Origin of the sequence: Pyxidicoccus sp. MSG2 (genome assembly GCF_026626705.1) — a bacterium.
Taxonomy (GTDB): domain Bacteria; phylum Myxococcota; class Myxococcia; order Myxococcales; family Myxococcaceae; genus Myxococcus.
In genome coordinates this window covers 13,150,244-13,164,907 of the sequence record NZ_JAPNKC010000001.1, presented here as the reverse complement: position 1 = coordinate 13,164,907, position 14,664 = coordinate 13,150,244, and the positions used below count along the sequence as shown (strand labels likewise).

13 protein-coding genes are annotated in these 14,664 nt (G+C 68.2%); 8 read left to right on the top strand and 5 right to left on the bottom strand.

Annotated features, from left to right (window positions below; genetic code table 11):
- Positions 1-29: 29 nt before the first annotated feature.
- Positions 30-1,871 carry an AMP-dependent synthetase/ligase gene (locus OV427_RS49760; RefSeq protein ID WP_267863309.1) on the top strand — a complete coding sequence of 614 codons (1,842 nt, stop codon included), beginning with the start codon at positions 30-32 and terminating at the stop codon, positions 1,869-1,871.
- Between the two features lie 50 nt (positions 1,872-1,921).
- Complete coding sequence (locus OV427_RS49755; RefSeq protein ID WP_267863308.1) at positions 1,922-2,869, top strand: hypothetical protein; 948 nt, start codon at positions 1,922-1,924, stop codon at positions 2,867-2,869.
- 112 nt (positions 2,870-2,981) lie between these two features.
- Here OV427_RS49755 and OV427_RS49750 read toward each other — a convergent pair whose 3' ends face one another.
- The 3 genes from OV427_RS49750 to OV427_RS49740 form a co-directional block, all read right to left on the bottom strand.
- Complete coding sequence (locus tag OV427_RS49750) at positions 2,982-3,893, bottom strand: hypothetical protein (RefSeq protein WP_267863307.1); 912 nt, start codon at positions 3,891-3,893, stop codon at positions 2,982-2,984.
- A 395-nt stretch (positions 3,894-4,288) separates the two neighbouring features.
- Complete coding sequence (locus OV427_RS49745) at positions 4,289-5,845, bottom strand: amidohydrolase family protein (RefSeq protein WP_267863306.1); 1,557 nt, start codon at positions 5,843-5,845, stop codon at positions 4,289-4,291.
- Between the two features lie 173 nt (positions 5,846-6,018).
- Positions 6,019-6,978 carry an ankyrin repeat domain-containing protein gene (locus OV427_RS49740; protein WP_267863305.1) on the bottom strand — a complete coding sequence of 320 codons (960 nt, stop codon included), beginning with the start codon at positions 6,976-6,978 and terminating at the stop codon, positions 6,019-6,021.
- Between the two features lie 177 nt (positions 6,979-7,155).
- Between OV427_RS49740 and OV427_RS49735 the strand changes: the two genes are divergently transcribed.
- From OV427_RS49735 to OV427_RS49720, 4 genes are all read left to right on the top strand, one after another.
- Entirely contained in the window at positions 7,156-8,064 is a 909-nt protein-coding gene (locus tag OV427_RS49735; protein ID WP_267863304.1) for an NlpC/P60 family protein, read from the top strand.
- Between the two features lie 211 nt (positions 8,065-8,275).
- A complete protein-coding gene (locus OV427_RS49730; protein ID WP_267863303.1) occupies positions 8,276-8,671 on the top strand; it encodes a twin-arginine translocation signal domain-containing protein in 396 nt (131 codons plus the stop codon).
- A gap of 18 nt (positions 8,672-8,689) precedes the next feature.
- Entirely contained in the window at positions 8,690-9,631 is a 942-nt protein-coding gene (locus OV427_RS49725; protein WP_267863302.1) for a DUF692 domain-containing protein, read from the top strand.
- Positions 9,618-10,376, top strand: a complete 759-nt coding sequence (locus OV427_RS49720; protein WP_267863301.1) for a hypothetical protein — start codon at positions 9,618-9,620, stop codon at positions 10,374-10,376. Before OV427_RS49725 ends, OV427_RS49720 begins: the two co-directional genes overlap by 14 nt.
- Before the next feature lies 1 nt (position 10,377).
- Here OV427_RS49720 and OV427_RS49715 read toward each other — a convergent pair whose 3' ends face one another.
- Positions 10,378-11,685, bottom strand: coding sequence for a glycosyltransferase (locus tag OV427_RS49715; RefSeq protein ID WP_267863300.1), 1,308 nt, complete (start codon positions 11,683-11,685; stop codon positions 10,378-10,380).
- Between the two features lie 152 nt (positions 11,686-11,837).
- Between OV427_RS49715 and OV427_RS49710 the strand changes: the two genes are divergently transcribed.
- Positions 11,838-13,355 (top strand): hypothetical protein, encoded by a 1,518-nt coding sequence (locus OV427_RS49710; protein WP_267863299.1) that lies wholly within the window; start codon positions 11,838-11,840, stop codon positions 13,353-13,355.
- Positions 13,356-13,405: 50 nt separating this feature from the next.
- Here OV427_RS49710 and OV427_RS49705 read toward each other — a convergent pair whose 3' ends face one another.
- On the bottom strand, positions 13,406-14,095 hold the full coding sequence (locus OV427_RS49705) for a phosphoribosyltransferase (RefSeq protein ID WP_267863298.1): 690 nt from the start codon (positions 14,093-14,095) through the stop codon (positions 13,406-13,408).
- Between the two features lie 121 nt (positions 14,096-14,216).
- Here OV427_RS49705 and OV427_RS49700 point away from each other — a divergent pair, with 121 nt between their 5' ends.
- Positions 14,217-14,636 (top strand): archease, encoded by a 420-nt coding sequence (locus tag OV427_RS49700; protein WP_267863297.1) that lies wholly within the window; start codon positions 14,217-14,219, stop codon positions 14,634-14,636.
- The last annotated feature ends 28 nt before the right edge of the window (positions 14,637-14,664 follow it).

The window sequence follows — 14,664 nt, the reverse complement described above, 5'->3', positions numbered from 1 at the left end:
ACGTGGCGCCGCACGTAGCTTGAGGCCTCATGGCCCATGAACACCCGTCCCTGTCCCAGATGATTCTCGACCGGGCGCGCACGTCGCCGCGGCGCGTCGCATTCCGGGTGCGACGAGACGATGCCTATGTCGACGTCCCCTGGTCGGAGTTGCCCCCGCGCATCGAAGCCATCGCGTCGGGGTTGTTGAGCGCCGGTCCGGTGGACGATGGCGCGTGCATCACCATCGTCGGAAACACCACGATGGAGTCTTGTCTCGTCGACTTCGCTGCCCTGAGCGTCGGCCTCAAGACGGTCCCCGTCTACGCGAGCCTGCTGCCGGAAGAGGTGGGCTACATGCACGTGGACACCGCGGCACAGCTCATCGTCGTGGACGACGGGAGTCAACTCGACAAGGTGCGAGCCTTTCGAAAGGGCTTCACGTTCTTCGAAAGGCGTTACTCGCCGGCCGACCTCGGTGCCCGAGCGAAGGTGGTGGTCATCCATCCTGCCGGTCTTGCTCCCGCGGACGATTGGGAGAGCCTGGAGAGCCTCGAGGCCCGGGGGCGCGCCCGACGAGCAGCGTTGGAGAATGAGATGCGTCGAAGAGTGTCGCTGATTCGACGCGAGCACGTCGCGACCTTCACCTATACCTCGGGAACCACCGGAGCACCGAAGGCGGTGATTCAAACCCACGACAACATGTTGGCGATGCTCGAAGACGTCGCCGACGCGGGGCTGATGGATGACAACGTGCTCAGGCACGGCTTGCTTCTCTTCCTACCCGCTGCGCACTCCTTCGGACGAATGGTGGAGTTCGCGGGTCCGTTCTTCGGTGCGCCTCTGGTCATGTCGTCGGTGCCCACGCTGGCAGCGGATCTTCTCGCTGCGCGCCCGGGGTTCTTCCCGGCGGCTCCGCGTGTCTTCGAGAAGATGATGGCGAAGGTCACGAGCGCCATCGAGAGCGAGCAGGGGTTGCGGCGATGGGTTGTGGAATGGGCCCTGGGCGTGGGTCGTCAGGTCGCGTCCCGTGGCGCTGCCGGCAGTTCGCTGCCGGTGTGGCTGAAGGCTCAGCGTGGATTGGCGGACCGCCTCGTGTTGGCGAAGCTGCGCGCCCGTCTGGGCTTGGACAACGCTTCCGTTCTTCTCTCGGGAGCTGCTGCGCTTCGCGTCGATGTCCAGATGTTCTTTCTCTCCTTGGGGCTGACCGTTCTGGAAGCCTACGGACTGACGGAAACGTGCCCCGGCCTGACCGTGAATCGCAAGGAGGACGTGCGTCCAGGGAGTGTTGGGAGATCGTTCAAACGATGCGAGCTCAAAGTGGGGTCGGATGGTGAGCTCCTTGCTCGCGGGCCGAATATCTCCCGGGGTTACTTGAATCGCCCGGAGGCAACGGCTGAAGCCTTCGATGACGACGGATGGTTCCGGACGGGAGACCTTGGCTCCATTGATTCGGAGGGGTTCGTTCGGATTACCGGACGGAAGAAGGAGCTGCTCAAGACGAGCGGTGGAAAATACGTAGCGCCGCTGAAGATCGAGGCACTGCTCAAGCGACACCCGCTCGTCCAGGAGGCGGTCGTGATTGGTGAGGGGCGGAATTACTGTACGGCCTTGTTTGCGCTCGACGCGGAGATACTCGCCGTGGTGGCTCGACGCGAGGGTATTCCGGCGGATCCGGTGCACCCGCGAATCAACGACGTCCTGCAGACACTGGTCGAGGAAGCGAATTCGGGCCTGGCGTCCTTCGAGCGCATCAAGACGTTTCGTGTGTCGCCCGGCCCGTTCACGGTGGATGGTGGCGAGCTCACGGCGTCGCTGAAGGTCAAGCGCCACGAGGTCGTTCGGAAGCACGCGGCGTTGATTGAGTCGATGTACGGGGCCCACGCTTCATGATGATTTCATGATTTGCGCAGGGGCGACCGCGGACGGAAGACTCCTCCGTCATGAACCGCCTCCTGCTCGTCCTGGGCCTCGCCGCCACCTTCTGTCTGGGGGCCTGCGCGCCTCGTGCCGTGCGTCCTTCGCCGAAGCTGGGGCGGCTCGAGGACATCCACACGAAGGCGGGGACGTACGACGGGTACTCGGTGCAGATGCACTTCGAGCACACGGCTACGTTGCAGGGGCACAGGGGAGGCGTCGTGCTCACGGGGCATGGCCGCCGCGCCATCCACGTGCTGCCAGGAGGGCGCAACGTCGACAGCCTGGCGCCTCCCGGGACCCCGAACCTTCGCATCGACTTTCCCATCATGAGGGGCCCGGAAGAGGTGCCCAGGCCCGGCTTCCGCGCGGGACGCATCGAAGGGCTCGATGACGACTTCTTGAGGGAGCAGGGCTGGTTGTTCCAGGACTGCGGGCCCGGTTACAGCGAGTTCTGTGAGCCCTCCGGAGCGGGCTTCATCACTCCGAGCTTCAAGTCCGTGGACCCGCTCATCGCGTACCTGGGGAAGTGGCTCAAAGAGGGAGACTACGCGGGAACCCTCTCCATCAGCGTGTGGCAGCACATGGGCGTGCCCGAGGACATCCGCACGCCATTCGGCCAGCATGAGGGCTACACGGTGGACTGGTGCTCATCGCTGGACAAGGGCAGCCGGCGCCTCATCGTGCTCACGGGGCAGGGCTCGCGCGTCTTCAGGCCCATGCTCCCCGACCAGCCCGAGGACATCGAGAAGCGCGGCAACTCGGCCGTGGCCATTGGGAGTAGAGGCTCGGAGGGAATTGCCTTCATCAGCAGGCCCGGCTGCAACGCGCCGTACGCGGCGTGGACCGACGTCGTCTCGTACGAGGAGGTCGATGCGGCCATCGCAGAGTGGGGACGCCGCATCCAGGAGGACGACGCGAAGGGGGAGCTCGTGATACGCGTGAGCGGCCCCTTCCTGCTGACCGAGCTGTGAGCCTCCGCTCGCCACGATGCGTTCCGGCCGCAGCTGACGGCGGGGCTCGTGCCTGAACCGACCGCGCCACCGAGGTCCTCCTGATGGCCGAGCGACGGCGCGGCGCCCGGGGTCAGCGCGGGGCGAGCAGTAGCGCCCGGGCCTCCTTCGAATTGATTCCTCCCACCTTGACCAGGCGCGCCGAGTCGACGTCGTACAGCATGAGCCCGTGGGGGTACGTGGACAGGAGGAGCGTCCGCCCATCCGCGCTGACGTCGAACACCTTGTGCAGCGACTCGATGTCAATCTCACGAGTCGCGTCGCGCTCGAGGTCGTACTCGAACAGGCGCTCGCCGCCATCGACGGGGTCGGGGCGCTCTCCGTAGAAGTACACGGTCCGCCTGCGCGCGTTCGCCAGGAGGAATTCGTCCGCGGTGCACCAGTCCTGCTGGGTTTTGAAGATGCGCTCCTCGCCGGTGCCCAGCTCGAAGCGCCGGTAGGTGCCGGGCCTCGTTTCATCACAGCCTCCGTACTCGGGGTGATTCTCGCCCTCGCGAAAGAAGACCAGCGTGCCCCCCAGCAGCGCGGCGGTTGTCATCTTGCGGCGCTCCTGGCGCAGGGGCGGGCTCAGCTTCCACGGCCTCGTGCCCGTCGGGTCCAGGGTGGCGATACGGACGCCGTCGCGCTGGCTCCTCAGCACGGTGCGGAGCTCGCCAGCCGCCGGCGCGTGGCAGGTGTCTGTCATTCCGGGCGGGAGCACGCGAACGCCGACGGGCCGAGGGGCAAAGCTCCAGCTCCACCACTGGCACACGGCACTCTTGGAGTTACTGACGAGCACGCGGGAGCCGTCCGGAGTGAAGGCCTCCGGGCCCTGGGAGTAGACAGTCCCATCGCTCGTCCACGTCTCGGGGCGGCCGAGGGTGACCGCCAGGACTCCATTGCGGTCGCCCATGAGGATGTAGTCGCCCTTCGTCAGGCGTCCGGCCTTGTCGGTGGGCGGGGTGTACTCGCGGCCATCCACGGCCAGGCGGACTTCGCCAGACATGATTGCCGCCGACACCGCCCAGCGTCCTGTCGGCGCGTGCACGGCCAGAAAGGAGAGGTAGCACGGCCTCCATTCGTGCTCGACCTGGCCTCGCCTGGGCCCCGCGACGAATCGGGTCTCATTGAGGGCACGGCAGTCCGCGAGGGTTCGCGAGCCGTCCCCCTCGATGAGGGAGACCTTCCCTTCATTGGCGACAATGAGCGGGATTGGCGAGGTGGGTGGCTCGGCCCACGCCGCGGTCGCGAGCGTGGCGACCAGGGCGGGTATCAGGAGTTGAGTTCGCGAGGTGTTGGACATGTCGCTGACGACGGGCTCGCCAGGTCTGTATTCACACCCGCCGTGCGACCTGGGCCACCACCAGGGCCGCGCTCACGCACGGCCCCGGTGTCACCCCTTCAGAAGAGCACTTGCTGGATTCCCGCGGCCTGGAAGATGGAGTCCCTGGACGCCTCGAGGGTGGCGCGGAGGTGGGGCCAGTTCACGCCGACCAGGGCTCCTCGCCATTTTCGGATTCTTCCCGCGACAATGACCGTGTCCACGTTGCTGCGCTCCATCAACGTCACGACGGCCCCCGGCACGTTGTTGAGCGGGGCCACGTTGATGGCATCCGCCCGCAGGAGGATGATGTCGGCCTCCTTGCCCGGAGTCAGCGAGCCGACCTTGTTGGAGAGCCGGGCCACCCGGGCCCCCTCGACGGTCGCGAAGCGAATCACATCGCGGCTCGTGAGGAGGTCGGGCAGGTTCGTCTCCCCGTTGAGCGCGCGCTCGTTGATGAGCGCCCGCTGAAGCGTGAAGACGGTCCGCATCTGGGTGAAGAAGTCCGCGGTCATCGTGCACTCGACGTCGGTGCTGAGCGCGGGCTGGACGCCGTGATCGAGCGCGGTCTGGATCGGCGGCATGCCGTGCCGCATGGTCATCTCGATGGGGGTCGCCAACGAGACGGTGGCCCCCGACGCGGCAATTGCCTGCCAGGAGCCCTCCGAAAGTCGGCTGGCGTGGATGAACTCGAGGTCGGGCCCGAGCAGGCCCTCACTCTCGAGCTGCTCCACGAGCGTCTCCTGTCCAAGGCTGCCGACGAGGTGAGACACGATGTGCAGGCCATTCTGGCGCGCGATCTGCCAGAAGGTACGGAAGGCGGGATCGAACACCTCTCCGCCCATGGCCAGGCTCAAGAGCTGATCGTTCGAGGAGAAGTAGCGGCGCCGAATCCGCTGGAGATCCGTCGGGAACACGGTGCGGGGTCCCACGCCCGGTGAGTACACGAAGACCGCGCGACGGCCCGCTTCCTGGAGCCCCTCGATGACGGCATCGGTGTGCTCCGGAGAATGGCCTACCTGCGACGTGTCGACGACCGTGGTCACCCCAGCGTCCAGCTGGCTGAGCGAGGCGACGAGCTCGGCGATGAAGGCATCCTTCGGCCTGTAGAGCGGCGTGATCGTGGAGTGGATGAGGTCCAGGTAGTTCTTCTGGCCGTGTGGCAGCCCGTCGTTGAACAGCAGGCCGTCGGGCAGGAAGTTCCGCAGCGCGGTCTGGTACTGGTGGTGGTGGGTGTCGACGAACCCTGGCATGACGATCATGCCCGTTGCGTCGATGATTGCCGCACCCGGAGCGTGCAGGCGGGGCCCGACCGCGATGATCTTCTTGCCCTCGATGAGCACGTCGCCCTGGGCGAAGTCTCCGACAGTCGGGTCCATGCTGAGGACCGCGCCGCCCCTGATCAGGTAGCGCCGGTGCGAAGTACCGGTCTCCACTGGCATGTCACGGTCGCTGGCGCCGCGCTCCTGCGACATCTCCCCCTGCGCAGGCGCAGCCAGCGCTGGCGTGGAAATTGCCGAGATGGCCGCGGCACCGAGTGCTGAAGCCCCCACCGCGAGAAACTGCCGACGCGAGGAGCCCGTCTTCTCGGGCTCGCCGCCATGGACCGAGTGGTTTCCACAGAGCCGCTGACACATGTCCTGTTCCCCCTCTGGGTGCACCAGAGTCAATAGGTGTGCTGCCTCTCCCAAGAGGCATCAATGCACACCTGCATTGAACTTTTCCAGTTCTAATGCATGCGGGGAACACAGCGTCGAGCCGCGTCATCGGTGCAGGCAACGGCGCCAGGAGCGCTGGCAGGTCGCCCCGGTCAGGCGCGCGGAGGCGGGCCCAATCGGGCCACGATGCCCTCGTCCTTCTCTCCATGGTCGATGGCCCGTTTGCCTTTCGCGTCGGTCATCGAGGCATCGACGCCCCGCGTCAGGAGCCAGTCGACCAAGTCGAGCCGACCGTACCTGGCCGCCCACATCAGCGGCGTCATGCCCGCATTGTCGCGCGTATCGAGGTCAGCCCCCTTCGCCGCGAGTGCTTCGGCGGGGGCCCTGAAACCTTCCTCGCACGCGACACTCAGCGCCGTCTGCCCCCGGTAGCCGCGTGCCTCCAGGTGGGTCGTGCGCGCGATGAGCTCCATGGCCACTCCCGGCGCCTTGCCGAAGGAGGAGGCGCGGATGGCGAGGAGCAGCGGCGTCTTGCCGGAGCTGTCGAGTGCGTCCGCGGACGCCCCATGGATGAGCAGACTGCGCACCACCGCTTCGGTTGCCGCCTCGGCAGCGCGGTGGAGCGGAGTCTCTCCTTCGCTGTCGGCGGCATCGACCTTCGCGCCAGCCTTCAGGAGAAGCTCGGCGACGTCCGCGCGCTTCGCGAACATCAGGGGCGTCCGTCCTGACTTGCTCGCCAGGTTCGGGTCGGCCTTCGCCGCGAGCAGCAGCTCGACGACCGCGGGATGCTCGGCGGCAACGTGCAAGGGCCCCATGCCTACCTTGTTCGCCACGTCCGGCTTCGCCTTCGCGTCGAGGAGCACGCGCACCACGTCCACATGGCCGCCCGCAGCGGCCTCCATCAGCGCCGTCTTGCCTCCGTCCGTCTTCGCCGCCACCTTCGCCTTGTGGGACAGCAGCAGCGTGACGCATGCCAGGTGCCCCTTGGACGCCGCCGCGATGAGCGCCGTCTCCTTGCCGCTGGCCATTGCCTCGGGGTTCGCTCCGCCCTCGAGCGCCGCGCGCAGCTCATCCGCCTTACCTTCGACCGCCAGGGCCCATACGTCGCTCATCAAAGCTCCGTGGAAAAAGTTCAGGAGCGGAGTGTGGCAGAAGGCAACGGCACGACGAGGAATATCCGGGGGCGGCTCTACGCCTGCCCTTGACACATTCAGGCCTCTGAATGTTCACTGAATCCGGATATCGTGCAATACCGGAATCCCTGTTGATAAACGAGAGGATGTATCGAAATGCGCTCATCCCGCAAATGTGAGATGCTTGCAATCGTCTCGGCTATTGCATCGCTTTTCGCCTTCACGACGCCTGCTCGAGCTGACTACACATTCTACCGAACGGATCCGCACACCGGGGCCTGCTGGAACAAGGTCACCGCGTACGGAGGTGTCTACCAGGTCACCAACAATCTGCTGAATGGGACGGCCTACACTCATACGGCCACGGTGCAGAGCTACCGCCCAGGAGTCGGACTGCAATCCAATGAGGGCTACACCGCTGGACCTGGGGAGTGGAAGGTTGGCGGGATCGTCCACGTGGCAATCGTGCCTGGCGATGAGTTCAAGTACTACCTCGACGGAACGCTCGTGGCGAGCATCCCGGCACATGGCATCCCGTTCTACATGCAGAATTGCAAGACGGCGACCTCGCCTTCCGTGAAGGTCCGCCTTGCTCTCTCCTACGGCCTCGCAGCACTGGACTCCGTGTATACGGGAGCCTGTGCGGGGCAGTACCGATTCGGCGCTGCACCCGGCACTGGAATCTGGCATTACGGTTCGAGTTGCGGCAGTGGTCAAGGCAACTACTATCAGCCCGCTGGCGCCAGAGGCTTCGACTGCTCAGGACTGGTGTACAACATGTTCCAGTATGCAGGCGTGCCTTTCGGTTGGACCTCCTCCAGTGCGATGAAGGATGGCATTCCAAAAATCGCCAAGTCCAGCATCCAGGTTGGCGATCTCCTGGTGAAGTATGGACACGTCGCTGTCTACCTGGGTGACGGTGATGGAGATGGCATTCCGTCGGTCCTGGAAGCGACCCCGGAATGGACCAACCCCGATGGCAGCAAGACGGGCGTCATCATCTCCGACGCCAATAAGTACCTCCAGGACCCGGCCTATACGGCTCACCGGGTCCCCGGAGTCTGAACAGGTCGCGTGTCACAGGCGGTCCGTGGCGCGGCTCGGTTGAAGTACGGCGAGGTGACCGTAGGGCCCGGCTTTGCGTCAGGGCCGCGGGGCGTTCGTCGAATCCGGGGAAGAATTTCCGGGGTCGCCGTTCAACGACGGGGGGGCGCATTGTCATCGGATTTCCGGCGCACTCCTGCCGTATCCCATTGCTACACCCACAGGAGCCAACATGGACAAGCATGACGAGAAGCCCGAGGGCGCGCCCTCGGCGGACCGCCGTAATTTCATGAAGACCGTGGTCACCGGCACCGTCGCCGCGGGCATTGTCGCCACGGTGGGCAAGGCAGAGGCCGCCACCACGGGACTGTGTGGCAAGCCCGTCGCGCTGCCGCTCGCGCCGGTGCGGACCAAGGTGATCTTCAACAACAAGGCCCCGCCGACGCTGGCCGACCTCCACGCCGCGCTCGACGAAATCATCAAGCCGAGCGGCTGCCCCAACTGCGGCCTGGGCGGCATCATCAAGGACCGCGGCATCATCCGCGAGCTGGTGTTCAACACCGGCTACCTGGGCGACCAGTCGGATCCGGTGACGCTGGTGCAGGACTTCGGGACCGCGGGCTTCTGACGCGCCATGGCCGGCGGGATGGATTCAACCTGGAAGCCGGATGACTTCGTCCCGCCGCGCCGGCTGGGCGTGGGGCTCACGTACATCCCTGGCGCGCCCGCTGTCGAGGCGTGCCGGGGCGCAGTGGACTTCCTCGAGCTCAGTCCAGACATCCTCTGCCATGAGCATGTCTCGGACGGTGCGCGCCGGCTGGTGCCACAGCCCGCGCGTTGGGAACAGGCGCTGCGCGACACGGAGGGCCTGCCCGTCGTGGTCCACGGACTGGGGCTGTCCATCGGCTCGGCGCATGGGTGGAACACGGCGTACCTGGACCTGCTGGACTCGTTCCATGCGCTGCGGTCGTTTCCCTGGCACAGCGAGCACCTGGGATTCCTGACGGTGGAAGCTCCCGGCGGCGGTGAGCTGAACGTGGGCACTCCGCTTCCGCTGCCCTTCACGGAGGAGGCGCTGGAGCTGCTCGTCCCCAGGGGCACGGCGTTGGCCCGGCGCTATGGCGTGCCCTTCCTTCTGGAGAACCTCACCTGGTACCTGCCCGGGCTGCCCTCGGAGGGCGGCCGGGACGAGGTGGGCTTCCTCAATGACTTCGTCGAGCGCTCCGGCTGCGGGCTGCTGCTGGACCTCTACAACCTCCACTGCAACGCGGTGAATCACCGCTTCGACGCCTTCGAAGCCCTGGGCCGGTTGCGGCTGGACCGCGTGGTGCAGGTGCACATCGCCGGGGGAGACACGCACAACGGCTTCCTGATGGACGTGCACAGCCATGCGGTGCCGGAGCCGGTGTGGGAGCTGCTCGAGTGGCTGGTGCCTCGTGCGCCCCACCTGGCGGGCATCAGCTACGAGCTGCTGGAGGAGGCTCGGCTGGCGCCGGAAGCAGTGCTCCAGCAGGTCGAGCGGGCACGGGCGATATGGCACTGGCACCTGGCGTTGGCGAAGGAGGAGAGGCGCCATGGCGCTCCGTGACTGGCAGGCCGCGCTCGGGCAGTTGGTGGAGGCGCGCTCGTCGGGACGGGCGGCGGACCCGGTGCTGGCGTCGCTGGATGGGCGGGCACTGGCGGAGGAGGAGCGCCGCTGGCTGCGTGAGGTGGGCGGCTCGCCCGGCTTCTCGCTGACGGCGGAGGTGCCCCGGTGGTGGCGGCACCAGCGCGTGGAGCGGTCCGCGCGGCTGACGCTGATGGCGCTTCGGGGGAGGGCGGACGCGGTGCTGCGCGACTACCTTCAGGAGGTGCCGTGCTTCACCCTCTTCTTCATCGCCGAGGGGCTGTCGTTCCTGGAGTACGTGGCGCGCACCGTGGCGGCGCCTCACGTACGGCCGGTCGCTGAGCTCGAGCGCGCGCTGTGGACGCTGAAGCTCGTGGCTCCTGCTCACGGTGGCACCGTGCCGGAGCTGGCACCCGGGGCCGTGCTGGAGCGGCACCCGTCCGCCGCGTGCATCCCGTTCGACGCGCCACCCGAGGCCGTGCTCGGGGCCCTCTTGAAGCAGGTGCCCCTGCCCGAGCCTGAAGCGCGGCGGTACCCCGTCCTCGTCGCGCCTGGAGTGCCAGGGCTCTGGCGTCCCGCGACACTCGAGGAGGCGAGCGCCTTCGCGGCCGCTGCGGCGGGGACGCCGGTGGACGCCGCAGGTGCGCTGCCAGGGGGCTCGGCGGACGTGGTGGCGGCACTGAGGGTGGCCGGCGCGCTGCGGCTTCGGGGGGCCCACCGGGCCTGATTCAATGACGTGAGGAGAGCACCGGCTCGCGCGTTTCCGCCAGCCGCTCCAGCAGCACGGCGGCCTCGGTGGGCGCGTCGTGCGTGGCAATCTCCGCCTGGAGTCCCTGGGCCTTCTTCCGGAAGTCCGGCGTCGCGAGCACGGTGCGCACGGCCTGCCGCACCTGCTCGGGCGTGGGCGTCTTCGTCTTGAGATTCAGGCCCACGCCCGTCCAGGCGATGCGGTTGGCGATCTCCGGCTTCTCCTCCGTGGTGCCCGCGCACACCAGGGGCACGCCTCGAGCGAGGGCGCACTGGACGCCGCCATAGCCGCCGTTGGTCACCATCACCGAGACGTGCGGCATCAGGTGCGCGTAGGGGATGAAGCGCTCGATGCGGGCATTGGCGGGGAAGGGGCCGGCACCGAGCCACTCCACCGGCGGGCCTCCCGTGGCAGCCACCACCCACACGTCCTCGTCCGCGAGCGCCCGGAGCGTGGCGAGGATGAGGTACGGATCCTCCGTCGCCAGCGTCCCCTGCGTGACGTGGACCACGGGGCGGCGTGACTCGCGCACCTCGTTCCACCAGGCGGGCGGCTTCCAGTCGGCCGGGGCCTCGGGAAGGAACGGGCCGATGAAGTGGACCTGCGGAGGAAGGTCTCCGCGCGGGTACTCGAAGGACGGCACCGTGCCCTGGAGGTAGAGGAAGGGGGACACGGGGACGTCGAAGATGGGCTTGTGCGTGGCGGGCAGGCCGAGCCCGGCGCGCATGCGCCGCAGGTGCGCGTTGACGTCGCGGAAGAGGACGTGGTTCACGCCCCAGGCGAGCGCGCGGTTTCGCAGCCTGCCAATGGGAGTGCTCGTGGGCAGCAGGCCGAGGCCGAAGGGCGCCGTGTCGGCGCTGGCGACCGTCATCGCGGTGATGCCGAAGGCGGCCCACGGGAGCCCTCGCCGCTCCTGGAGGAGGGACGCTCCGACGAAGCCGGTGTCGCACACCAGGATGTCCGCCGGGAAGTCCCGCAGCTCGGCCTCCAGGTCCTCCACCTGTCCGGGCGCGGAGTCGATGAAGAAGCGCGTCAGGTCGAACTTGAGCTTCGCGAAGTCTCCCAGCGCCGCGCGCTCGGGGAACACGTCATGCACCGTGGAGTCGTGGATGTCCCTCGCGGCCCGCATGGGAACGTAGCGCGCACCGGTGGCCTCCACCTTGGGGCGGAAGAGGCTGCCCGTGTACCAGCGCACCTCGTGTCCGCGCTCGACGAGCCGGCGGGCGATGGGCGCACCGGGGTTGAAGTGGCCGGTGAGGGGAATGGTGGCGAGGAGGAAGCGGGCCATGGCTTGGACGGTACTCCCAGTGGTGGCGGCGTGCCCTCGTCCCGGGGTGGGAGGGAGCAGGTGTCGCCGCTGTGAAGGCGTCACACACGCACTCCGTCATTGAACGTTGGAACGGGCACCGGTACATGCTGCCGCGCGAACCAGGGGGCAGCATGACGACCGACAGCGGCATCCAGTTCCCGTCCACTCCGGACGGGCGACGCAGCACCAGCGACACGGCGCGGGCCGTCTTCGAGGCCGCCTTCGATGCCATCGGCGCCGACGCCTCGCGGGAGCTGCGCGCGGAGAAGCGCTGGCGTGAGCGCTATCCGCACTACGTGCGCCTGCTGGTGGAGCGCTCGCTGGAGAGCCCCGAGAATGCCCTCGCCATCGCGCGCGCCGGCCTGGACGCGACGCGGCGCGCCTTCCAGTTCTGGCGCGACGGCCAGCCCCTCACCCTCGATACGGCGATGGCCTCGCCCGTGGGTGAGGGCTTCCGCACCGCCACGCTCGAAGGGCGTGAGCGCTCGGCGCCCGTGAGCTGGGAGGTGCCGTACCGGGGGCAGAGCCTCTCCGGTGACTCGCTCCTGCGTCAGCTGGAGAAGTGGGAGCGCGAGGGCGTGATGGAGCCCTCGCACGCCGAGGCGCTGCGGTTGGTGCAGCGCAACCCGGCGTGGCTGGACCTCTCGGACCGGACGATGGTGCTGCTCGGCGCGGCGTCGGAGGCGGGCCCCTTCCCGTGGCTCATGCGCTGGCGCGCCAACGTGGCCGCGGTGGACCTCCAGCGTCCTCGCGTGTGGCAGCGCCTCGTCGAGCTTGCGTCCACGGGGAACGGGAGGCTCCTCGCGCCAGTCCCCTCCAGCGCGCCGGCAGGGGAGGGCGCTGAGTATGTCCGTGCCCACGCGGGCTCGGACCTGCTCACCCAGGCGCCGGAAATCGTCGCCTGGCTGCGGACGCTCTCCGGGGACCTGGACGTCGCGTCGCTCGCGTACCTCGACGGCGAGCGGCACGTGCGCGTCTCGGTGGCGATGGATGCCATCGTCACCGCGCTCGGCGACGCGCGGTTTGGCACCTCGCTCGCGTACATGGCGACGCCGACGGATGTGTTCGCCGTGCCCGAGGACGTCTCCCTCGCGGTGGCCGCCCGCTACGCCCAGCGGGGCATGCTCGGGCGCACGGCCCAGGCCACGCTGCGCGGGGTGAGCCGCGGCGCGCTGTACCAGCCGAACACCGGCCGCATCATCGCGAGCAGCAACGGCCAGCGCTACGGAACGGTGGACTGCATCGTCCTCCAGCAGGGCCCCAACTACGCGCTGGCCAAGCGGCTGCAACAGTGGCGGGCCATCGTCACGCGCGCGGCGGGGCAGCGCGTGTCCATCAACGTCGCGCCGTCCACGGCGACGCACTCGGTGGTGAAGAACCCGCTGCTCGCCGCCGGCTTCCGGGGCGCCCGCAGCTTCGGCGTCGAGATTTTCGAGCCTGCCACCACCAACGCGCTGATGGCGGCGCTGTGGGTGCACGACTTGCGCAACCCCGACGCGCTCTCCAACCCGAGCGTGCCGCTGCGGCACCCGCTGGAGCTCATCATGCAGGGCGCCAACCACGGTGGCATGTGGCGCCTGCCGTACCTCACGCGCTCCGTGCTGCCGCTGGCGGCGCTCGCCGGCTTCACCCGGCGCTCCATGTACTGACGGAGCGCTTGGCGATTCACGCGGGGCTCGGACCTTCCGGATTCGGTCGACTAGACGTGCGCGGGCTCGATGGGCGGGGAGGGCCGTCGCGAGCGGAGATTGAGCCGGGCCTGCTCCAGCAGGTCCACCACGTCGTCGTCCGGCACCTGGTGGAAGTCGGAGTACCACTGGCCGATGGCGTACAGCGCTGGCGTCGGGAACACGCAGACGGCGTCGTCCACCAGGGGTTGCAGCTCGGCGAGCGCCTGCGAGGCGGCGACCGGGACGGCGAGCACGATGCGACCGGGATGCCGCAGGCGGAGCGCCTGGATGGCTGCCCGGAAGGTGCCTCCCGTCGCGATTCCGTCGTCGACGAGGATGACGACCTTGCCCTCGACCGCGGGCGCCCGGGCTCCCTGGCGATAGCGCACCACGCGCTCGTTCACCTCGGCGCTCTTCCGTCGGACCGTGTCCCGTACCTCCTCCTCGGTGGCGCCGACCTCCTCCATGAGCTCGCGGTTGAGGTAGGCGATGCCTCCCTCCGCCACCGCCCCCAGCCCCAGCTCCTGGAAGCCCGGCGCGCCCACCTTCCGCACCACCCAGACGTCCAGGGGAGTGCCCAGTGCGGACGCCACCTCGTAGGCCACGGGAACGCCCCCGCGAGGCAATCCCAGGACGAGGGTGTCTTCTCCCGAATAGCCATGCTCGAGCAGCAGCTCCGCGAGCCTCCGGCCCGCATCGACGCGGTCCTCGAAGTACATGGCATCCCCCCGACGCGGCCTGGTCACCGGTCTTCTTCAAGCTAGGGGCGCCCCGTGCCGGGTGGCATCCGCCCGGAGTCGCCTCCACCTTGAAGGGACAGCCCACTACAGGGGAGGGGGCGTGGAACCGGGGACCTGGCAGTTCGAGCCGCACACCAGTGAGGTCCGCATCCGCGTCGAGGGCACCGACCTGGCGGAGCTCTTCGAAGAGGCGGGGTATGCACTGGCCGAGGTCATGCTCGGCGAGTGTCCGCCGGAGCCACCGGCCGGCACGGAGGAGGAGCACGTCACGCTCGACGCGGTGGACACCGAGGCCCTGCTCGTCGACTGGCTCAACGAGCTCATCTCCCGCTCGGACATGAAGAAGCGCGTCTACACGCACGTCGTGGTGGACACGCTCGCCGAGCGGAAGCTGCACGCGCGCATCCGCGGCTTCACGCCGGAGGTGCTCAAGACGGCGGTGAAGGCCGCCACCTTCCACGGGCTGGAGATTCGCGAGCACGAGGACCGCTTCATCGCCTTCGTCGTGCTCGACGTCTGACCGTCCCACGGCCCTGGCCGCAGCGAGG